Consider the following 23,731-nt stretch of genomic DNA (forward strand, 5'->3'; position numbering starts at 1 on the left):
CCTACTGATTATTTTTTGAATCACCATACTTCGACGAATCTTCCGCAACCATCATCACTTTATACTCTGGCGCATACTCATAAATCTTTCCAGAAGTAGTTGCTTCACTTCCTATACCTTCTGTTCCAGAATACTCCTCAAAATTCTCCACCTGTTCCATAACTTTGTTGAATACTTCCGGACTATATTGTGGCGGATAACCATTCTTTACCAAGCAAATCTTTATATCCAATTTTAATTGGTTACGAACATTCTGATTATTAAGCCAATCAGCAAACGAAGACTTTGTATCAATAATATCTTTTATTTTCTTTGCTAATTCTTTACACTTGTCGTTGACTATAACACCATCCACTTCTTTATCCGTTCCATACTCAAAGTTATATTGGTCACGCATCGAAATCAAGATATCATAAAATGCCTTTTCCTCAAAAGTGAGTCCAATCTTTCGAAAACTCTCTCTATTTTCATTCATCTCTTTAAGAATAGCCAAAGCTTGTTCTGTTGCGATTTTTATAATATCTTCTGAAGTCTGTTCCTGTGCTTCGCCAGCTTCTTCCGCAGAAAGATGTTTTCGTCTCTCATGATATTCAGCAATAGTTTTTTCCAACATTTCCTGATATGTCTTTGCCGCTAATCTATTAACCTTGCCGTATTCCTTAATCTGTTTCCTAAGCATTTTGACAAGAAGTTCCAATTTAGTCGCCGGCATCTTAACATCAGATAGCTTTTCAAAGTACTCCGGCGAAAAGATATCCTCTTCCTCACCACTTTCAAGGACGCTTTCAACCTGATTATATTTTAATGCTTCTTCCACCATCTTAGAAACCGTTCGATTCATGCTATCAGTATCCACGTCACTTGTCCCATTCATTTTTCGAACAAAGCCTGCTATTGCCATGAAGCACTGTGCAAGTGCAGATTCTTCCTCTCCTAGATAACCGGATGGCTGACATATATCAAACGCCATCCTCATTCGCTTGACCGTATTCAAAAAATATGTTTTAAATGATACTGTCTGAGAACCATTCTTCCCCTCAGACTTTAGCTCCTGCGTTGATGTAAAAACATATTCTCCAGCTTTTGAAAGAAGTCTATATCGATCAAGCGGATCGCATTCCAGATTTATGAATGGCGTTAAATCATATCCTATCAACATATTTTTTAACACTTCCAATTTTTCACGAAAGACAGATGTAGCCTGTTCAACATCATCGGAAGTTGGTGCAACAGAAGTATCTCCACCATATAGTTTCATGGCTTCCCGCATATTATCGCGAATTCCGATATAATCTATTACCATACCAAACGATTTTCCTGGATACTTTCTATTTACACGACTTATAGTCTGTATTAACAAATGCTTCTTTAATGGTTTATCATTGTATAAATACGTAAGGCAAGGAACATCAAATCCAGTAATCCACATATCTACAACAATAACGATATGAAAATTTGACTTTTCTTGTTTAAATGCAGCATCTAATTCTTCAGAGCGTTTATCATTCTTAACACCACCAAGATAATTATACATGTCCGGTTCATCATTTTTTCCAGCACTGGATACCATTGCAATAAACGGCATCGGACTCAATTCATTTAATTCTTCTTCCGTTGCAACGATACCATCCGGCACTTTCTTTTCTTCGAACCACTCAGGATACTTATCCTTGAATTTTGACAACAGAGCATACGCAATTTTTCTATTAGAGCAAACCACCATTGCCTTTTGGATTCTATCTGGATCACCAGCACAGGATGCAACATAATGATCATGAATATCAATAGCAAGTCTCTCTAATCGAGAAGGTTCGCCAAGAATTACTTCCATAGAACTCATTGCCTTTTTGCTTGCTTCTATATCCTCATAAGTTGCACCATCATCCGCACATTTTTTATAATAATTCTCAATTTCTTTTACTTTGGTATTATCTAATAACACTTTTGCTATACGGGGATGATATTTGATAGATACAGTCAGACCATCTGCAACAGCCTGATCCATCGTATATCGATCAATCTCATCGCCAAAAGTCTGATAGGTTTCTGCAATAGGCGTTCCTGTAAATCCTACAAATGTAGCCTGCGGAAACGCTTCTTTTAACACCTTTGCATATGGTTTTGAAACCATTGCCCTCATATTTGCTTCTGCATCTTTACTAAATTGAATTTTCTTAGAATGTTCAAGCTGCGTTCTGTGAGCTTCATCAGAAAAACATATAATATTCTGTCTGTCATTGATAAGGCCTATTTTATCCTCTTCCCTGTCACAGAATTTCTGAATAGTGCATATGTAAAATCCACCACTTTGTCTAGCGCCTAATTCCTGTCTTAACCGTGCTCGATTCTTAACAACAGAAACCTCTCCAAGATTAAGGAATTCTGTACTCTTTGTAAAAAGCTTAGCTCCCTGTTTTTGTAATTCATCTCTGTCAACAATCAATATAATCGTTGGGGAACCAATCTGCGGAATATCTGTACATCTCAATGCCAACTGACGCGCCAGAAAAGCCATCGTATAAGTCTTACCACATCCTGTGGCGCCAAAATATGTACCTCCTTTACCGCTCCTTGTAACAACAGAATCCACAATACTTTGCTTCAGAAGTCTAGTAGCAAAAAACTGTGGGTAACGGCATACAATTTCTACTTCATCACTATCATAGATACTATCTTGAAAATAAATGTAGTCCCTAAAGATTTCTAAGAAACGTTCAGGAGAATAAACGCCCTTAATCATGGTTTCTGTTTCCTCAAAAGGAAGCGTTGATACAGCATCTCCATCATTCACGCGTCTCCAAGCATAAAAATGTTCATATGGCGTACGAACTGTTCCTAGTCTGGTCTTAACGCCATCAGAGATACATGCTAACGGACAGTAATGTAACAAATGTGGTATATCTCTCCAATAACGAATATTAATCTGCTCCCAAGCATCATAAATGGTCGCATTTGCATCAGCAGGATTCTTCAATTCCATGACACATAATGGCATACCATTTACAAAGAGAATTACATCCGGTCTGCGGTTCTCTTTTTGACCATTATTGGTGTATTCTACTGTAAATTGATTCACTACTCGAAAGATATTCTTATCAGAATCCTTTTCAAATTTAATGAGTGGTATCATTCTTGCAATGCCATCTTGAGGTGTAAATTGGATTCCATCCACCATCCAATTATATACCTTGTGCAATATTGCAAAATCACTCTCTGCACCCACAAGCCGTACACTATCATAAATCTGTGTCACTTCATCTTCCGTCAAATCAGGATTTGTTTCCGCAATAAACGTCTTGAAATCATTCTCTATCAATACATCTCTTTTGGTAACACGAGCAATCTTATTACCTGATGTGTAGTTCCAACCTTCCGATTCTAAAAAGTTGATGAAGGCATACTCATAATCCGATTCACAATAATGACCATTATATTCTTTTAATCTAGCCATAATTTTTTATGCCTCCTTTGCTTTTCTCGCCTCTTCTATAGATCCTTTAATAAGAATAGGACAAATATCTTTTATTTGTGCTTTGAGTTTTTCACATATTTTTATACGCTCTTGATAACAAGTATATATATCAATAATACTTTGCTGAACACTCACATCAGGTAGAGGAATGGATATTTCCTTCATATCTTCAAAAGTAAAAATATCTCTAGTTGTCCCAAATGATATAAAGCCCGCATATCTTTGTGTTTCAGCACGATTTAGCCAAAGTAATAGATATTGGGGTAATAATTTATCCGTATTAATTACCTCAAATACTTGATACGAGTTAGATACTACACAGTCAGGACCTTCTCGCAAAGCAATCGGAAGTTTTGTATTATGAGCTTTCATAACTTTATTAAATGCAAATTGTCCTGTCCTAACCACACTACCATTCGCAGAATCCTCGGCAACCCTTTTGGGTTCTATGAAAATATGATCTACATTAACTCCCTGAAATAGAGTGATTGCATTACCTTCGTTCTTTTCGTTTCTTTCTTCAATATACGGACCAATGGGGTCACAAGGTATTTGTCTCCTTAACGCTTCAATATAAGCGTCACAAACAAGTTTCAAATCCTCCAAACCACGCTCATAGCTTAGTTGATTTGAAAGCATTGCATTGTAGACTTTGGCATATTTTTGTTGGATCTCAATATCTGGTAATGTCAGTTCAATTGCTTGTACATCTTCCCAATTATAGAATTCTGTAGAACTTCCCCAAGAGTTGGTAATGACAAATCTATCAAATTCTGGGCGATTAAAAAAAATGTATAACCATCTAGCATTCAAAAGTGTTTTACAATCTTCTCGAATTCGAAACACAACATAGTCTTCTGTACAAATAACAGGTTCTTCTCCATCATTATAAGCAATGCTAAATTTAGATCCGTTTCTTGATGTTCTATGATTAAAAACAAAATCTCCAGGATAAACAATTTGAAATTTACTCAAATCTCTGCCGTTAAGATCTGCCTTGGTAGACATCATTTTCTTTTGGTTGTTAACTCCTCGAACATCGTCAATGCCAAATAACAAATCCGTGTTCTTATTCGAGCATAATTCTAAAAAAGTTCCAAGAATACATTTAGTCAATCCCATATCCAATCCCCCTAAATGCATCTTCCAGCATCTGCTGTGAATTTTTTTCCTGTTTCACTACTTCCTGCATTTCAGCCTGAATACGAGACATTTCCTTTTCATAATCAATCTCTAAATCATGGTCAATGAACTCAATATATTTACTAGGCGTTAATGCCCAGTTGTTCCTTTCAATCTCATCAATATTAATTGATCGGTATAATTCAGGAGATTCATAATTACTGCCATCTGTCCCTCTGTTTTGCCAAGTATGATAGATATTAGCAGCACTTTCAATCTGTTCAGTAACTAAACGGACTTTCTTTTTGTTTTCACCCTTTACAGGATTTTCAGTCCAAGTACGTAAATCCATTACTAAGATTTCGTGTTCTCGATTACGTATATCTCTTCCGTGATATTTTCCACCCTTTTTATTCTGATTCAAGATCCAAAGAGTAACACTGATATCAGTAGTAATAAATAACTCTCTTGGAAGAACGATAATAGCTTCAACCTTATCATTCTGAATAAGTTTTTTGCGAATTTCCAATGTATCACTGTCATTCAATGCCCCATTTGCAAGTAAAAAACCGGCAACGCCATCCGCTGGTTTTAAGTGAGAAAGCATATGTAAAATCCACGCATAATTCGCATTACTTTCAGGCGGTGTTACATAATTTGCCCAGCGTGCATCATTCTTCAAATTCTCATTATACCAACCTTTAAGATTGAACGGCGGATTCGCCATAATATAGTTAAAATACAATCCCTTATGTAAATCGTGAGTAAAGGATGAGTCTGCCTCACCCCCAAGGTTATGACTAATACCGCGAAGTGCTAAATTCATTTTAGCAAGGCGGTATGTCGCAGGTTCTTTTTCCTGTCCATAAATATTGATACTATTAAGATCCCCCTGTTTTGATTTCACAAGTTCTGCACTCTGAATGAACATCCCCCCAGAACCACAAGCAGGATCATAAAGCGTTCCTTCAAATGGTTCAATCATAGTTGCAATAAGTTGAACAACATCGTGAGGGGTATAGAATTCTCCTTCTTCCTTTGTTGCGTTAACTGCAAATTCCTTTAGAAAATATTCATACACATATCCAATTAAATCTTTTTCCTCTCCAAATGCCTTATGACTAATTTTGTTCACTTCATCAACGATTTTCTTTATATCATTCGCAGCCAGATTACGTGCTGTAAATGTACCTTTTACAAAACATCCTTTTAATTGGGGATCTTCTTCCTCCAGTCTTTGTAATGCTGTATCAAGTGCAACATTTAACTTTGGGGCAGGAGTATTGATAATCGTTGACCATCTGGCTTCTGGAGGCAAATTGTATGTACCGTCTGCAAATGTAGCATCATCAAAGAATGCTGCTCTAATATTTTCATCTTCTGGATCTAGCCCCTGTTCTTTAAGTGTCTGCTTTAATTTTTCAACTCCATCTTCATATTTTTCTCCAATAAATCTAAGAAATACAAGAGTCAACATCATATCTCTTTTTTCAAAAAAAGATCCCGAATTACGAGCCGCACGTAAGTAATCTCTGCAGTTAAATAAGATACTATCTATATTCAATGTTTTTTCAACGTTTTTCTTCGCCATGTAACTTTTCCTCTCTTCATTCGCAACAATTATATACTACGATCTGTTTAACCAATTATCCACTATGATTTTTCGTTACTTTTTATTATATCATCGAATTTAATAGATTCCAAATCAAATTTAAGCATTTCAGCCTGATATAGCAACAAATATAATCAGTCCTGAGAGCAGCCATGCCCCTCATCTTACCTGCCACGCTACCGCTTACTCCCCTCAGCTCGATTCCGCTTCGCTCCATCTCGCTGTATGTTGTCGCCGAGCACTTCCATTAAGAAATACAGCATCCGGCTGATTCAGCCGGATGTCTACACACAAGAAAAGGATGAACCGTTTCATGCAAGCATGACGGCTCATCCTTTTCTTGTGTGACATCTGCTTCGCAGATACGGTATTTACTTATGTCGTGTTTGGATCGTTATCACTCAAACTCTTGGGCTGAGAGATTTGTCTGGCTGTTTATCAGTACACATTTGTGTGTTTTATTCTTCATATTCATCTTATTTCGCATTTTTGTGTACCTCGTCTAATATTTTTAGAGCCAAAATAGAGCCATTTTTTAACACACAATTGTATTTATCGCAATTGATGCGGCATTGGCTGCAGCACGTGAATCTCCAGGTGTCTTTCCTAATGTAATCATATATCTATCATCACCATGGAAATATAATTTGTTATGTTTATTTTCCCGACTAATAAATCCCAATTCAATTAATCTTTTTTTGTCTTTTGAACTAATTCTATCTACTTGACTTAATATATTTTTCAGTTCTCGTTCTAATTCTTCTCCTTTTCCAATAATCTCATTGCTCTCCAAAAGTGCTTTTAATACATGATATTTTCTCCAACCTACTTGGTTTGGATCAGTATCCATTTGCGACTTTTCATTCTGCAGCAATCCCATAATCATATCTTTAATTTCTCCATCATAAAACTCTGTTTCATCACACTCAAATACTATATTGCCATGCTGCTCTCTTCTTTTATTTTGAAACGCATATTCATAATTCTGAACCTTGCTTCTAAGCTCATTAAGTTCTGCTTCCATCTCTTCCACTATTTGAGCATGCTCATTTTCCTTAATTTTAAGTATTTCTTCACATGCATTTTCCAGTTCTGAATTTTGTTGTTGATTCTGCCTATATTGAGCTAACAAATTTTGATATCTAATAGTTCCCCATGTATATTTGTCTTCCACTTTAACTTGTGCCAGTCTCCTACATAAAGAATTGACTATCTTCACTCTAAATGAATTTCCATTTTCAAACTCGTCTGGTATAAATCTTGAACCAACTTTATCAGTATAATAAATATGTACAGCACCATTAAATGGATTAATTCCATCTGTTTTTTCTTTCAACTTTGAAGATAATTCCGTACTGTCCTCAACCATTACATGTGCAGTTCCAGCCAAATCTTTTGCCAACTCATTTGTATCCAAAATTGTATTATTATCAATAAACTTTTTTGTTACATATACAACTGGAAGTAAATATTTTGTTTTTCCAGATATAATTTTTTCTGCTTTCTCCAAATTATCCTCTTTTATAAGAAATGGTTTATCTGAGATTGGCAAATCATTATCCATTGCTCCGTATCCTAACTTCAATATCGTTTTCATTAATCTTGGACGATTAAATTTTCTGGATACATAACTCTCCTTATCCGCTGCATCACGTGCCAATCTCACTAATATTATATTATTTATGTCGCCTTCCTCATAAACAAAATCATTCGTCCAAATAACATTCTCATCATCTCTATTTTCCAATCTTAATGCCAATATTTTTTTATCAATAGATTGAACAATAGATAGTTTCTGCTTTTCCGTCTCTATTTCATATAGTGGTTCACCATTCCAACATATTGAATTAAATCCATAATGTGGACTACCATTAACCCAATCAAATGCCAATTCAATGAATTTTTCCATTGTTAATTCTTTATTCACATAAAACTTTGTAGAAAATATAATCATACCCTCTTCTCCTTTGTCATTTATTAATTAAATTTATTTCCTTGCTTTCTTATTATTAGTTTACCATAGAATAATCTGTTTTCCAACATAATACCGCTTTTATAGATATTTTTCAAAGCATGTAGGATTACAATTGATGTGAGATATCTAAGGCTACCCTCATCTTACCTACTGCGCTACCGCTTATTATCCTCCTCAGCTCGATTCCGCTTCGCTCCATCTCGCTGTATGTTGTCGCCAAATACATAAATTCAAATTCAGCATTCGGCCTATCAGCCGAATGTCTCTATACAACAAAAGAGAGGATACTCACATGCAAGCATGTGTATCCTCTCTTTGTTGTATGACATCTGCTTCGCAGATGCTGTATTTGATTTTATGTGCTTGGCTCGTTATCATTCAAACTCAATCGTTCCAGGCGGTTTACTCGTCAGATCATACATTACACGGTTTACGCCCTTTACTTCATTTATAATTCGTGTCATAACTTTCTGCAATACTTCAAATGGAATCTCGGAGCAATCAGCGGTCATGAAATCGCTGGTATTGACTGCACGGAGTGCGATTGCATAATCGTAGGTACGCTCGTCGCCCATAACACCGACACTACGCATGTTGGTCAGTGCTGCGAAATACTGTCCAAGGTTCTTGGCAAGTCCTGCCTTGGCGATCTCCTCGCGGTAAATGTAATCTGCATCCTGCACGATTCGAACCTTATCTGCGGTTACTTCACCGATGATACGGATGCCAAGTCCCGGTCCTGGGAATGGCTGACGGTATACGAGGTATTCTGGAATACCAAGTTCCAATCCAGCTTTTCTTACTTCATCCTTGAAGAGCAGGCGGAGTGGTTCGATGATTTCCTTGAAATCAACATGATCTGGAAGTCCACCTACATTGTGGTGGCTCTTGATCACTGCAGACTTTCCAAGCCCAGACTCGATCACGTCTGGGTAAATCGTTCCCTGTACTAAGAAGTCAACCGCGCCGATCTTCTTTGCCTCTTCCTCGAATACGCGGATAAATTCTTCGCCGATAATCTTACGTTTTGCTTCTGGCTCGGTAACACCGGCTAATTTCTTATAATAACGCTCCTGTGCATTGACACGGATAAAGTTCAGCTCGTATGGGCCATCCGGGCCAAATACTGCCTCTACTTCATCGCCCTCATTCTTACGAAGTAAGCCATGGTCAACGAACACACAGGTAAGCTGCTTTCCTACTGCCTTTGAGAGAAGAACGGCTGCCACAGATGAATCAACGCCTCCAGACAGAGCACACAATACCTTTCCATCTCCAACCTTCTCACGGATTTCACGGATGGTTGTCTCAACGAACGAATCCATCTTCCAGTCACCGGAGCATCCACACACATTATAAACGAAGTTTGACAACATCTTCTGTCCTTCTTCGGTATGCATAACCTCTGGATGGAACTGTGTCGCATACAATTTGCGTTCCGAACATTCCATTGCTGCAACCGGACATACAGGTGTTTTCGCAACAACCTTAAATCCCTCTGGTGCCTTTGAGATATAATCCGTGTGGCTCATCCAGCAAATTGTCTGCGATTTTACTCCCTGGAAGATAGCACTGCTATTATCGACATCCACCTCCGTTCTGCCATACTCGCTGACCGGTGCAGTTTCCACTGTACCTCCAAGCATATATGCCATCAACTGCGAGCCATAGCAGATTCCAAGAATTGGAATTCCCAAATCAAATATTTCCTTCTGATAGCGTGGCGACTCATCGCCATACACACTATTCGGACCACCCGTGAAAATGATTCCCTTTGGATTCATTTCCTTGATCTTGTCGAGCGACAAGGTGTACGGATGCACCTCTGCATACACATTACATTCACGGACACGACGTGCGATCAACTGGTTGTACTGACCACCAAAATCAAGCACGATAATCATTTCCTTATTCATGTGCGTCTCCCTTCTTCTCTATACTTATTGTATTTCATATCTTATAATCACGCCATAGCGTAATGACCTGCACACGCATCAGCGTGCTTCATTATATCATGTGTTGTAACCACGATTATATGGAATTACTCATCCTCTATTCTATAAGAAAATAAGCAAGAGTCCCATCTTTCGATAAAACCCCTGCTTATTATACTAATTATTCAGCATCTCTGCAATAACTTCCTGAGCTTTTTGTAACTGTGTATCATCTGCACGGTCAATATTGACTGCGGATGTCTGTCCATCCGGAAGCTCTACCTCATAATCCGGGGTTATTCCCTTCTTATGAATATCATTGCCATTTGGAGTGAAATACTTTGCAATCGTAAGCTTCACAGCTGTTCCATCGGAAAGCGGAATGACCGACTGAACAATTCCTTTACCGAACGTCGTTGTGCCAACTAATTTTGCCTTACCGGAATCCTGCATTGCACCAGAGAAAATCTCAGATGCGCTGGCACTGTTACCATTTACAAGTACAACCAGCGGAATATCCACGCTGTGCTTTCCACTATCCTTGTACTCGCCAATCACATTTCCATCACGATCCTTCGTAGATACAATCACACCATCATCCATAATATAATCGCACATATCAACAACCGCTGTCAGAAGTCCGCCTGGATTATCTCGCAGATCAATAATCGCTGCCTTGGCACCATTTGCCTGTACTTCATCCATGGCATCCTCAAATTCCTGTGCCGTGTTATCATTAAACTGTGTAACTGCGATATAACCGACCTGATCATCCAACATTTCATTTTCCACCGTATAATTCTCCACCGTACGGCGTTCTACATCAAACTCCAGATAATCCGGTTCACCCTGACGATAAATCTTCAAATGTGCCTTCGTACCTTCTTTCCCACGAATCATATCTACAACCACAGAAAGTTCCTGATCGGTAATCTCCGTGTCATCTACCTGTACTAAGACATCGCCTGCCTTAAGTCCGGCTTCCTCTGCCGGGCTGTTTTTGATCGGACGCACAATCTCCACACGCATATCGGAATTCATCGTCACAACTGCACCAATACCAACATACTCACCGGAAGTATCTTCCTGTAACTCAGCATACTCTTCCTTTGTATAATATACAGAATATGGATCATCCAGACCTTCCATAATTCCGTCATATAATGCCTCTTCCTGCTTATCCCGGTCAACATCAAAATAATAATACTTATCAATCAGAGAATTGATTTCATCCACCTTTTTTGCTACCGAACTGTCCTCCCACAGATCCGATGCAACAACGGACTCCGAATTTGACGGTGTTCCATCCGTTTCTGTCTGTACATCGATGGACTCCCGTGTATTTTTCTTCGACTCGGTCTGCTCACTACAGCCAATACAAACTACAGATAACATAGTTGCCAGAACCAAAGCCCATAGTTTTTTCATATTCTTTTTCACGTCTAGTTTTACACTCCTTTTATCTTGCGCTTCATCTTACTGTAAATAAGGCAATGGGTCAACATAACTACCATTGATTCTTAATCCAAGATGACAGTGTGGACCGGTAGAATTTCCGGTACTTCCCGCAAGTGCAATAACCTGTCCACGTGATACGGTTTCTCCAACGCTCACACACAGGCTTGAGTTATGCATATATGTTGTCGACATAGAAGCGCTATGCGCAATTGTCACATAATTTCCCATAGAACTTGAATATGCTGCCGCAATCACCGTTCCAGCCTCGCATGCTACAATCGGTGTTCCAGCCGGACATCCAATATCCAATCCCTGATGATATCTTGAACCGATACCACCAGGACTCTCTCTCGGTCCAAATTTGGAAGTAATAGTTCCGCCAGTTGATACCGGCCACTGTAAACTGCCACCCGTATACGTAATCTGTACATCGGAAGGTGCGGTGTTTCCTGCTGCAGCCGCCGCTGCCTGTTGCTGTCTGTAAGCCTCCTCTGCAGCCGCGATTGCCTGATTTGTTGCCTCGATATCTTTCTCCAGTTCTGCAATCGTTGCCTCATAATCACCGATAGATGATTCATAATTAGCAACCTGCACCTGCTTGCCTTCAATCATAACCTCAACAGCTGCTTTGTTGTCTTCCACTTCCAGTTTAATATCTTCGACATCCTGCAGATCCTGTTCCAGACCTGCCTTTGTATCTGCAATTGTCTGACGTGTTTCAACCAGATCATCAAACATATTCTTATCATAAGAATAAATCTGATCCGCATACTCCGTCTGATTTACAATATCTGAAATATCAGATGTTGAAAAGAGAACATCCAGATACGATGGATTACCATTTTCGTACGAATACTTGATTCGTTCCTTCATCGCCGCATACTGTTCCTGTTCCTTTTCCTGCGCTGCTGTAAGCTCAACCTGTTTTGTCTCAATATCGGATTCGAGCTGTGCCTGCTGTGCCTCCAGATCAGTGATTTCATTTGTGTATTCTGTCACCTGCGCATCCAGTTCTGCTATTGCATCCAGAATCGAATTCTGTTCTTTCTCCAGCTGTGCAAGAACGGCTTCTGCCTCTTCCTTCTTGCTTTCTTTCTGATCCTTCTGATCCTTCAAGTCCGAAATACTAGTCGCATTTACTGTCATACTCATGCTTCCAGCTACAGCAAATGCAATAATTACTCTTATGAGCTTTTTACACTTCATATGCTTCCCTCCTAGACTTTCAAATGTTTCCGTGTTGTCAATAAACTGCCAATCAAACCAAGTCCGATACCAATACCCGCAGATAACGGAATCAAAACTGCAAAGATCTCCTTAGCCGGTACGAATGCAAATAAATTCTGAACCACAGAGAATCTGCCAATGATATATTGCACAACTGTATCATACATATAATAGATCAATACAAGCGGAATGAGCGAACCTACAAGACCAATTACCACACCTTCCACAATAAATGGTGCACGTACAAAAAAGTTTGTCGCACCAATCAGTTTCATGATACCGATTTCTTCCTTACGCACTGTAATACCAATTGTGATAGTATTGCTGATCAGGAAGATTGATACCAATAACAAAATAACAATAATTCCAATAGACGCATAGCTCACTACACTGTTCAATGCAGCGACGCCATCTGCTGTCACCTCAGAGCTCAGAACCTTACGAACGCCTGTCAGCCCCTTCAGATATTGTACAAACTCTGCCTGATTAGAAAGATCCTTCAATGTAATCTTATACGATGCACTGTTTTTCAAAGGATTGTCTCCCTGAAATGCATCTATCGCTGCCTGTGGGTCGTCGAATTTTTCTTCTGCATACTGCTTCCACGCCTCATCTGCCGAAATGAAATCCAATGTATTGACCTCATCACGTAAACGGATCTGCTGCCCGATCATCGTGATATTCTCATCGGTCACACCTTCATCAAAGAATACAGAAATCGTAACTGTATTCTCCAAATCCGTCATCGCAGTACGGAAATTCACAATCACACAATAAAATAAACCAAACAAGAACAGACAGGAAACGATTGTTCCGATGGATGCCAATGAGAACAAAAGGTTTCTTCTAATATTTTTAATACCCTGTCTGATACTATACATGAATGAACTAATCCTCATCGATATACCCACCTTTTTGCTCATCGCTGATTATTTCGCCATGCTTCAACGTAATTACACGTTTCTTCATCATATTGACGATTTCTTTGTTATGCGTTACAACCACAACGGTTGTTCCCTTCTTATTGACATCCTCCAGAAGTCGCATAATTTCCCATGAATTCTTTGGATCCAGATTTCCAGTTGGCTCATCCGCAAGCAAAATCTCCGGTTTATTTACCAATGCTCTTGCAAGTGCCACTCTCTGCTGCTCACCACCGGATAACTGCTTCGGAAATGATTTGTACTTATCTGCAAGTCCAACCAGTGTCAGCATCGCAGGCACCTGACGACGGATATACCGGCTCGGTGTCTCAATAACACGCTGTGCAAATGCAACATTCTCATATACAGTCCGGTCCTTCAGCAGACGGAAGTTCTGGAATACAACTCCGATCTTTCGTCGGATCTTTGGTATATTTTTTCTCTTTAATTTACTGTAATCCGTATCTGCCACCCGAATCTTACCAGAGGTTGGATCTAATTCCTTTAACAACAGCTTAATCAATGTTGTCTTACCAGATCCGGAAGATCCTACAATAAATACGAATTCACCTTTTTCTATTTTCAAACTCACATCGTTCAAGGCATACGTCTTACTAGCCGGATACCGCATCTTCACATGACTCAGTTCTAACATCTTACTATCTATCTCCTTTTTGGCATCTTTCCTAGTACTCTAGCGATTCCATATACTTCATGTATTTCACAACCATAAGGGCGATTTTAAATGTAATGGCATCTTCAAATACGCGAAGGTCAAGTCCGGTACTCTTCTGAAGTTTATCCAGACGATAAACCAGAGTATTTCGATGAATATACAACTGACGGGATGTTTCAGACACGTTCAAGCTGTTCTCAAAGAACTTATTGATCGTCATCAATGTCTCCTCATCGAACTCATCCGGTGATTTTCCATCAAAAATCTCCTTGATAAACATTTTGCAAAGCGGAAGCGGTAACTGATAAATCAATCGGCCAATTCCAAGATTGCTGTATGCAATAATCTTTCTGTCACTGTAGAAAATCTTTCCTACATCCAAAGCAAGCTTTGCTTCCTTATATGAACGGGATACTTCCTTGATCTCGTTGACAATCGTACCATATGCAACATTGACGGATGACATAGCTTCCGTATTCAGCATATCCACGATCACCTTTGCAGTCTTTCGCATATCATCATACGTTTCACTCGGTTTTACTTCCTTCACCAGAATGATATTCTTCTCATCCACCGCCGTAATGAAATCCTTTGTCTTGCTGGAGAACAGAGTTCTGACTGTCTCCAATGCATTGGTATCCTTCTCCGTCTTTGTCTCAATAATAAATACAATTCTCTTTACATCCGTCTCGATATGTAACTTTTTTGCACGATTATAAATATCTACCAAAAGCAGATTGTCAAGCAGAAGGTTTTTAATAAAGTTATCCTTATCAAAGCGTTCCTTGTATGCTACCAGAAGATTCTGGATCTGGAAAGTCGCCATCTTTCCAATCATATATACATCCTCGGCATCCCCTTTTGCCAGTATTACATATTCCAGTTCGTTCTCATCATACACTTTAAAGAACTGAAAGCCACGAATCACCTGGCTGTCTGCGGCGGATTCTGAGAATTTTACAACCTCATCCTCATATTCTTCCATTCCACGCATCGTTGTCGCAAGTATCTTACCTTCCGTATCCATCACGCAGAGTTCCACTCTTGTAATCGATTTAATTCCGGTAACTGTATCCTGCAGTATCTGATTCGAAATCATTCGTCCACCCCTATTCTTTGTTGTGAATTTTAAAAATTCTGTAACAAAATTGTAACATTTGTGTATTTCTCTGTCAATGTTAAATATTTTCCATACACTTAACATTACCTATACTCATACAAAGTACATTCTACACGAAAAATGCGAAAAAAAAAAGAGGAAACGCATAATTTTTATGCATTTCCTCTGAAAAATCACACTTTGTTCAAATTTTAGAACCAAGCACCTGACTAGTTGATGATGATCTCCTCTGTCTCCTTATCGAAGATGTGGATCTTGCTCAGGTCAAATGCGAACTGAACTGTATCACCAGGTCTTGCTGTTGTACGTGCATTTACTCTTGCTGTGATATCGAACTGATCGATTGTGAAGTACAGATATACTTCAGCACCAAGCATTTCGTAAATATTGATTCTTGCATCGATAACACTCTCAGGTGAAGACTCGATGAAGAGCTGCTCATCATGAATATCCTCTGGACGGATACCAAGAACAACTTCCTTATCAAGGAAATCACCGCTGATAAGCTTCTGAGCCTTAGCATCAGGAACCTTGATTGAGTGAGAACCGAACATAAGTAATACGTCTGCTCCAGACTTAACAACCTTACAATCGATGAAGTTCATAGGTGGCATACCCATGAATCCAGCTACGAACAGGTTGCATGGCTTGTCATACAGATTCTGAGGTGTATCAACCTGCTGGATGATACCATCCTTCATAACTACGATTCTTGTACCAAGAGTCATAGCCTCTGTCTGGTCATGTGTTACGTAAATGATAGTTGTCTGCAGTCTCTGGTGAAGCTTAGAGATCTCAACACGCATCTGAACACGAAGCTTAGCATCCAAGTTTGAAAGAGGCTCGTCCATAAGGAATACCTTAGGCTCACGAACGATTGCACGTCCCATAGCCACACGCTGTCTCTGACCACCTGACAAAGCCTTTGGCTTTCTGTCAAGCAGATGCTCGATATCAAGAATCTTAGCAGCCTCATGTACCTGCTTATCAATCTTCTCCTTTGGTACCTTTCTAAGCTTCAGACCGAATGCCATGTTATCATAAACTGACATATGTGGATACAAAGCGTAGTTCTGGAATACCATCGCAATATCTCTGTCCTTAGGCTCTACATCGTTAACCATCTTGTCACCGATCCAAAGCTCACCGGAACTGATATCCTCAAGACCTGCGATCATACGAAGTGTTGTTGACTTACCACATCCTGAAGGTCCAACGAAGATGATGAACTCTTTATCTTCAATATCCAAGTTGAAGTCCTTTACAGCGTTGAAGCCATTTGGATAAATTTTATAAACATTCTTAAGTTGTAAACTAGCCATTTTGATTTTTCCTCCTTAGATTTTAGCTATAATCATCTGACTCATGATGTTTGTATGATACACCAAACAGCCTGAAGTTGCCATATTACTATTCAACAAATAAGGTAGAAAAATATTGTGTAATTTGTATATGAAAATTTTTTTCATGTTTTTTTTGTGGATTTTTCACAAATTTTACACAAAGTATCCTAGTTATATTTTGTGAAACCTTCACCATAAGCCTCACGAATATCTCCAACAAAACAAATTGCCCGGTCATCCAGTTCATAAATTTTACGCTTGACATTTACCATTTCTTTCGAACTGAGTGCACAGAGCAGCATCTGTTTTGGACAGCCCGTGTAACCGCCCTGTGCCGGAACCCTTGTCACACCGCGTCCAAGCTGTCCGATGATATATTCCGCGACTGCTTTTTCCTCATTTGAAATAATATACATCAGCTTGGCACGATTCGGTCCCTCCAGCACAAAATCTGACACCTTTGTCATAACAAATAATACAATCAGTGCGTAAATTCCATTTCGAAGTCCGAAGACACCGATGCCAAATAAGATAATGATCCCGTCCACACCTGCCATCAATTTCGGAACAGATATATGCGAGATCCGCCGGTTCATAATCTGTGCTGCCATATCCGCGCCACCCGAAGATGCATTTTGCAGAAAAATCAATCCAAGTCCTCCACCCATGATTACACCGCCACACAGGCCATCTACCAGCACATCCCCTGTCAAAAGCGGCAACGGGCGGATCAGTCCAAGGAACACGGACAGACACACCGTCGCATAAACGGTTCGATAAAACGAAAGCTTTCCAAGTACTTTATATCCTATAAGGAACAGGGGGATATTGACCAGCACATTTACCAGCCACATCGGAATCCGAAACAGATGCTCCAGCAAAACCGCCAGTCCCGTCACACCGCCAGTCACAAGCTCCAGCGGATTAAAATATACAACCACAGAAAATGCCATCAGAAATGCTCCGACTGTCATCAATCCATACCGTTTACCTGTCATCCATCAAACCTCCAATCAATTTATTTTTTGACATAAAAAAGACTCCATACTGTATCTTAGTATGAAGTCTCCTGTACATTTTTATTCTCAACACTAATGATTGCTGTCCGATGCGCCAATGATGATAACAACATCATAACCATCTGTGGATTCTGTCACATTGCTTGTGACGGTTCCCACTTCATAGCTTGCATTCGCAAAATACTGCACCAGTTCTTTTCCTACACCATCTTCTCTTGCAACAATCTTGGTATCAGAAAGTGCTTCTGTATAATCGGATGCATTTGTATCCGCATATCCATTTGCATTCAGAGTATCGCACCAGCGTCCTGCAAGTCCGGCTATATCTGTGCTGTTCAGAACTAAAATTTTCTTATCCGTTGCGCTGACTGCTTCCGTCTCCTGAGCAGCTTCCGTTGTCTCCGCTTCCGTGGAAGGTGTGATTTGCAAATCATCCACCTGGGAATCTGTCAATGCATTCTGATCCAATGTTGTTGCCGGTGTATCCTTTGCAGTATTCCCTTTAAATACCTGCAATACAAAAAACGCACCAAATACAACAATCGCAATTCCTAATATAATAACAGCTGCCCGAAGTAACATCGAAAAGAACAATCCAACCGCCGTCTGCTGCTTTCTTCCACTCATAATTTTCTCCTATCTGCAATATACAACTTTTCTTGTAGTTCCTATGTTTCTGTTTTGCACATAATTTCAATACATTTGTCAAGTATAGCAAATGTTATTGTTTTTTTCAACCGTTTATAGCATAATCATAGTATGGTTTTTTTGTGAAAATTTTGCATCCTGCTATATATAATTTTTTATCAAGGAGGTTCTGTCCCTATGAAAACAGCACTTATTACCGGTGCTTCCCGCGGAATCGGCGAAGCCACCGCCTATCAGTTAGCAAAAGAATTCGACTGTGTTGCCATTGTGAGCCGGAATACCGACGGAAAACTAAATACCGTCGCGAATCAGATTCACACCACAACCAATTGTGAATGCATTCCATTTACCGGAGATGTGTCTGACTTCGCATTTGTCGAAGATTGCGTCCGGTCACTTGCCGCATCCGGGCATCCGGTCGATACACTCGTCAACAACGCAGGTATCTCGCTCGTCGGACTTTTTCAGGATCTGACTCCGGAAGAATTCGACCGCATCCTGCGCATCAATGTAACTTCCGTCTACAACACCTGCCATGCTGTGATTCCTAATATGGTACGAAACCAGTATGGACGTATCCTGAATATCTCCTCGGTCTGGGGACTGGTCGGTGCCTCCTGTGAAGTCGCTTATTCGGCAACGAAGGGTGCCATCAACAGTCTGACGATGGCGCTTGCAAAGGAGCTTGCCCCAAGTCATATCGCAGTCAATGCGATTGCTTTCGGTGCCGTGGACACGACCATGAACGGTCATCTGTCTGTCGAGGAGAAGAAGGCACTCTGCGAGGAAATCCCGGCAGAAAAAATGGCGGCTCCCAAAGAAGCCGCCGCCTGTATCTCTCATATTTTGGCAATGCCGGATTATATGACCGGCGAAATATTGAAATTCGATGGTGGCTGGATCTAGCCACCATTCCCCTTTTCCGAATTCTTTTCCAAACTCATTACGAATCCTTCTTACGCAGGTTTTTGATTGCTGTTGTAAGCTTGATCGGATTTCCGTAACGCAATGTCGAACTCCGGAAGATCTTACCGCCGATCACACCCATAAGTGCAACGGAAATATACAGAATGACCGCAGATACGATGATCTCCCATGTCTGTACATGTCCCATCGCCACGCGCGCAAACATGGCACTGTAAGAGCTAAACGGCAGGAAGGAACAGACTTTCATCGGTACACCGTCTACCTTGTCAAGCTGAAGCAGCACAACAAAATATACAATCATGATAATCATCTGCACTGATCCGGCGGACTTATTCAGATCCTCAATCTTCGATACCAGTGCCCCAAGCGCACCATACACAAACGCATAGAAGAGGAATCCGCCAATACCGAATACTGCAAATACAACCAATACATTGGCTGGGATATCCAGGAACATGCCAAGGTCAATGCTCCAGAAATCTTTATTGTACTGGTATGAACCAAGCAGACAGACAGCAATGATTCCGACCTGAAATACCGTTGCCACGGCACCTGCAAATACCTTGCCGAACAGCAGCGCCGTTGAATCGGTACTGGTAACCAGAATCTCGATGGAACGGTTGCTCTTCTCATTTGTAACAGAAGACGCAATACTCATGCCATACATGATGATGAGCATAAATATCAGGATCACAAGCACATAGCAATACCAGAAATTCTGTGTGCTGTCCTTGCCAAGGACATACTCATCATGGGTAATCTCCTTATATGACGCCTCCATGAATTCATTCAGATCCAGGTCATGCTTCTCACAGTAATCCAGCTTGACAAGCATCCCCAGATAGCTGTCAAAGACAGCTGCATCGGAATTATCCATGCTCTTGTTATATACATAATAATCGTAATCAGACAGCGAACGAACCGCAAATCCGGCGGCTGCTTTTTCGTCTTCAACCGCTTTTTTCAAAGCATCCTCACTGTCAAAGCTGACCAGATTTATTCCTGTTTCCATAGACCCCCATACCGAGCCATCCACGTCAATGATCAAATTTCCATCCGGATCGTAGACCCCGTATGTATGCTCTGCATCCGCCTCTGCGGAAGAATCCTCCTTTGAATTGCTGTCCTGAACGGTAGAATCCTTCTTATCTCCCGTAATTGCATCCTTGACACGCGGCACGAACATGATGCCCGCTGCCAAAACAGCAATCAGGATTGTGGAGATCACATATGACTTGCTCTTAAAATAGTTGTCCAGTTCAAACTTTAATATCGTGAAAAACTGTTTCATGTTATACCGCCTCCTTTGCTGCTTCTGTGTCCGGTTCTTCATCTCCGACACATGAGATAAAGATATCATTCAAGGATGGCTCATAGGCTCCAAACTGGTGAATTTCAACTCCTGCCTGTTTACAAATATCAAGAATCTGCCACATATCGGCCTGGGGTTTCAGTTCAAGCACCACGTACTTTTTAGTCACGCGCTCAACAGCTGCATAAGAAGACAGCTTCTCCCTACAGATATCAGCCAGCTCCTGTGGGCTGTAATTGTCCGCCGATATCGTCTTTCTGCCACGTCCGTACGTATCCTTGATATCATCGAGATGTCCGGACAATACGACATCGCCATGGTTAATAATTGCGATATCCTCGCAGAATTCCTCCACATAGCTCATCTGATGACTGGAGAAAATAACGATGCGGCCTTCGCGGATCAATTCCCGGATGACGTCCTTTAACACCTGTGCATTGACCGGATCTAACCCGGAAAACGGCTCGTCTAATATGACTAACTGTGGCTCACCGACCAGAGTTGCCGCAAGCTGTACCTTCTGCTGGTTTCCTTTTGATAATGTCTCTAAATTCCGGTCAATATATTCGGATACATGAAGACGATCCAGCCATTTCACTGTGCTCTCATTCGCCTGTTTCTTATTCATGCCCCTAAGCATTGCCAGATACACCATCTGGTCACGTACTTTCTTCTTCGGGTAAAGTCCCCGTTCCTCCGGCAGATATCCAACCTGGCTTGCCGTCGGACGAAATATTTCTCCATCAAGCATAATCTCGCCGGAATTTGCATGGAATACATCCATGATAATCCGGATAGTTGTCGTCTTACCTGCACCATTTCGACCAAGTAGTCCGAGTGCCCGTCCGCTCTCCACCGCGAAGCTGACCCCGTGCAGGATTTCTTTTTCCCCGAAGCTTTTTCTTATATCTTTTAATTCGAGCTTCATAACCTCTTCCTTCTTTCCTGTCTACCGATTTTGTTATTCCTACGTACTATACAAATCCGAAATTTTGTATAAAAATAACATGTTCCCAATATAGCAGAATCCATTGTCATTTACAACTATCTGCTCCTGCATTTCATCTGTCTGCCAGATAAAATGCCGGTCTATCGAAAACATGTTATGATCCGTCACCATGTATCCGCATGATGACCTGCATGCACATCCGCGCATATCTTTCTATTATTATCAACTGTTATGGCAGTGCATACTTCTGTTCATATGCACGATACTGTTCATCGTACCACTTCGCATCCTGCTCCTTCACTTCTTTGCGGTGCTCATGTGCATCGAGTTCATCATCCTCCACCTGAATTACACAGGTAGCAATATTCGAGCAGTGATCGGAGATACGCTCATAAGTATCCGAGATATCTGACAGGCTCAGTCCAAGCTCAATCGTACATTTGCCTTTACGCAGACGCTTGACATGTCGTTTCTTGAGTTCTTTGTTCATATCGTCCATCAACTCTTCCAAAGGCTGTACAAGTGCCGCCTTATAACGGTCATTTTGCTCAAATGCATTAACTGTCATCGTCAGGATATCTTTGAGTGCCTTGCTGTAGACAGCAAGCTCATCCATCGCCTTCTTCGAGAAGATCAGTTCTTTCTTATGCATCTGTTCCACTGCCAGCAGTATATTCACAGCCAGATCCGAGATACGCTCGATATCTCCCAGCGAATGAAGCATCAGTGACAGACGGTGTCCATCTTCCTTCGAAAGATCTTTCGTAGAGAGCCGGAGCAGATACGTGCCAAGCTGATCCTCGTATTTGTCGACGGTATCCTCTTCCTTGCGGATCCGTTCCGCTATCTCCTCATCGTATGCGGTAAGCAATCCAACTGCGCGGCCAACGGATTTCATAGAGAGCTCTGCCATCGCAGAAGCCACCTTCTGGCACTGCATAATCGCAAAACCAGGTCTCTCTAAGAATACTGGATCCAGAAGCTGCAGTACCTTGTCATGCTTGCTAAGCTCGTCTTCTTCCTCGTCATCATCCTTGATGGTCTTGACAGCAAGAAACTCCAGGAATCCGGAAAGCGGAAGCAGCACAATCGTTGCTGCAATATTAAAGATCGAATGGATCGTTGCAATTCCTACCTCATTTGCTGCCTGCGGCAAGAATGCATAATGTACAAATGCATTGGAGATATAAAATACTAACATGAACACAACCGTTCCAATTACATTAAAGTAAAAATGAACCGCTGCCGCACGTTTCGCGTCCTTACTTGCTCCCACACTTGAAATCATGGCAGTCGTACAGCTGCCGATATTCTGTCCCATAATGATAGGGAGGGCAAGTGCATAGGAGACTGCACCTGTGGAACAAAGTGCCTGCAAAATACCTACGGACACAGAGGAAGACTGCATGATTGTCGTCAATACAAAGCCTGCAATAACTCCGAGAAGCGGATTCTCAAACTTCGTCAGAATCTGTGTGAACTGCGGAACATCCTTGAGCGGTTCCACTGCCGAACTCATTGCGGTCATACCATACATCAAAATCGCAAAGCCAAGCAAGATTGTTCCGATGTTATGTTTCTTCTCACTCTTGCAAAATACAACTAAAATCGCTCCGATTACAGCCAGAATCGGTGTAAAAGAGGTCGGCTTCAGCATCTGAAGGAAGAAGCTTCCTCCGTCAATACCGGACAGTGACAGCAGCCACGAGGTTGCCGTTGTACCAATATTCGCACCCATGATAATACCGACTGCCTGATTGAGCTTCATGATACCGGAGTTAACAAAACCAACGACCATAACCGTCGTCGCTCCGGATGACTGGATGACTGCCGTTACACCTGCGCCAAGCAACACAGCAGACCACTTATTGGAGGTAAGGCGTTCCAAAACCTTTTCCAGCTTACCACCCGACATCTTCGCTAATGCGTCTCCCATTATATGCATACCGTACAGAAACAATGCGAGACCACCAACCATGGATAGAACGTCAAAAATATCCATCTTTTTCTCCTA

Annotated in this window: 17 protein-coding genes; 1 reads left to right on the forward strand and 16 read right to left on the reverse strand. The window is 40.9% G+C overall.

Annotated elements, in window-relative coordinates; all coding sequences use genetic code 11:
• Position 1 precedes the first annotated feature (1 nt).
• From ACZQK9_RS04695 to ACZQK9_RS04755, 13 genes are all read right to left on the reverse strand, one after another.
• Complete coding sequence (locus tag ACZQK9_RS04695; protein ID WP_483269803.1) at positions 2–3,451, reverse strand: type I restriction endonuclease subunit R; 3,450 nt, start codon at positions 3,449–3,451, stop codon at positions 2–4.
• A 6-nt stretch (positions 3,452–3,457) separates the two neighbouring features.
• A complete protein-coding gene (locus tag ACZQK9_RS04700; RefSeq protein WP_483269804.1) occupies positions 3,458–4,594 on the reverse strand; it encodes a restriction endonuclease subunit S in 1,137 nt (378 codons plus the stop codon).
• The gene (locus ACZQK9_RS04705) at positions 4,581–6,185 is read right to left on the reverse strand and encodes a class I SAM-dependent DNA methyltransferase (protein ID WP_483269805.1); all 1,605 of its coding nucleotides are present in this window, start codon (positions 6,183–6,185) and stop codon (positions 4,581–4,583) included. Before ACZQK9_RS04705 ends, ACZQK9_RS04700 begins: the two co-directional genes overlap by 14 nt.
• A 556-nt stretch (positions 6,186–6,741) precedes the next feature.
• Entirely contained in the window at positions 6,742–8,160 is a 1,419-nt protein-coding gene (locus tag ACZQK9_RS04710) for a hypothetical protein (RefSeq protein ID WP_483269806.1), read from the reverse strand.
• Positions 8,161–8,555: 395 nt separating this feature from the next.
• A complete protein-coding gene (gene guaA / locus ACZQK9_RS04715; RefSeq protein WP_483269807.1) occupies positions 8,556–10,097 on the reverse strand; it encodes a glutamine-hydrolyzing GMP synthase in 1,542 nt (513 codons plus the stop codon).
• Positions 10,098–10,292: 195 nt separating this feature from the next.
• Positions 10,293–11,555: a S41 family peptidase gene (locus tag ACZQK9_RS04720; protein WP_483269808.1), complete on the reverse strand. Its 1,263-nt coding sequence runs from the start codon at positions 11,553–11,555 to the stop codon at positions 10,293–10,295.
• A 36-nt stretch (positions 11,556–11,591) separates the two neighbouring features.
• Positions 11,592–12,779, reverse strand: a complete 1,188-nt coding sequence (locus ACZQK9_RS04725) for a murein hydrolase activator EnvC family protein (RefSeq protein ID WP_178018029.1) — start codon at positions 12,777–12,779, stop codon at positions 11,592–11,594.
• Positions 12,780–12,790: 11 nt separating this feature from the next.
• Positions 12,791–13,699 (reverse strand): permease-like cell division protein FtsX, encoded by a 909-nt coding sequence (ftsX, locus tag ACZQK9_RS04730; protein ID WP_178018030.1) that lies wholly within the window; start codon positions 13,697–13,699, stop codon positions 12,791–12,793.
• Positions 13,689–14,378: a cell division ATP-binding protein FtsE gene (gene ftsE, locus ACZQK9_RS04735; RefSeq protein WP_178018032.1), complete on the reverse strand. Its 690-nt coding sequence runs from the start codon at positions 14,376–14,378 to the stop codon at positions 13,689–13,691. Before ftsE ends, ftsX begins: the two co-directional genes overlap by 11 nt.
• A gap of 31 nt (positions 14,379–14,409) precedes the next feature.
• Positions 14,410–15,498, reverse strand: coding sequence for a PucR family transcriptional regulator (locus ACZQK9_RS04740; RefSeq protein ID WP_178018033.1), 1,089 nt, complete (start codon positions 15,496–15,498; stop codon positions 14,410–14,412).
• A gap of 230 nt (positions 15,499–15,728) precedes the next feature.
• Complete coding sequence (locus tag ACZQK9_RS04745) at positions 15,729–16,841, reverse strand: ABC transporter ATP-binding protein (RefSeq protein ID WP_021985955.1); 1,113 nt, start codon at positions 16,839–16,841, stop codon at positions 15,729–15,731.
• Positions 16,842–17,029: 188 nt separating this feature from the next.
• Positions 17,030–17,860: a YitT family protein gene (locus tag ACZQK9_RS04750; protein ID WP_483269809.1), complete on the reverse strand. Its 831-nt coding sequence runs from the start codon at positions 17,858–17,860 to the stop codon at positions 17,030–17,032.
• Between the two features lie 93 nt (positions 17,861–17,953).
• The gene (locus tag ACZQK9_RS04755; RefSeq protein ID WP_178018037.1) at positions 17,954–18,508 is read right to left on the reverse strand and encodes a LytR C-terminal domain-containing protein; all 555 of its coding nucleotides are present in this window, start codon (positions 18,506–18,508) and stop codon (positions 17,954–17,956) included.
• A gap of 198 nt (positions 18,509–18,706) precedes the next feature.
• On the opposite strand from ACZQK9_RS04755, the gene ymfI reads away from it, so the two are divergent.
• Positions 18,707–19,435 (forward strand): elongation factor P 5-aminopentanone reductase, encoded by a 729-nt coding sequence (gene ymfI / locus ACZQK9_RS04760; RefSeq protein WP_483269810.1) that lies wholly within the window; start codon positions 18,707–18,709, stop codon positions 19,433–19,435.
• A gap of 37 nt (positions 19,436–19,472) precedes the next feature.
• On the opposite strand, the gene ACZQK9_RS04765 is transcribed toward ymfI, so the two are convergent.
• The 3 genes from ACZQK9_RS04765 to ACZQK9_RS04775 all read right to left on the reverse strand — a co-directional run bounded on the left by ACZQK9_RS04765 (position 19,473) and on the right by ACZQK9_RS04775 (position 23,719).
• Positions 19,473–20,747, reverse strand: coding sequence for an ABC transporter permease (locus ACZQK9_RS04765; RefSeq protein WP_483269811.1), 1,275 nt, complete (start codon positions 20,745–20,747; stop codon positions 19,473–19,475).
• 1 nt (position 20,748) lies between these two features.
• Positions 20,749–21,696, reverse strand: a complete 948-nt coding sequence (locus ACZQK9_RS04770; protein ID WP_483269812.1) for an ABC transporter ATP-binding protein — start codon at positions 21,694–21,696, stop codon at positions 20,749–20,751.
• Positions 21,697–21,946: 250 nt separating this feature from the next.
• Complete coding sequence (locus ACZQK9_RS04775) at positions 21,947–23,719, reverse strand: Na/Pi cotransporter family protein (RefSeq protein ID WP_117780036.1); 1,773 nt, start codon at positions 23,717–23,719, stop codon at positions 21,947–21,949.
• Positions 23,720–23,731 lie beyond the last annotated feature (12 nt).

It is taken from the genome of Wujia sp., from assembly GCF_056872695.1.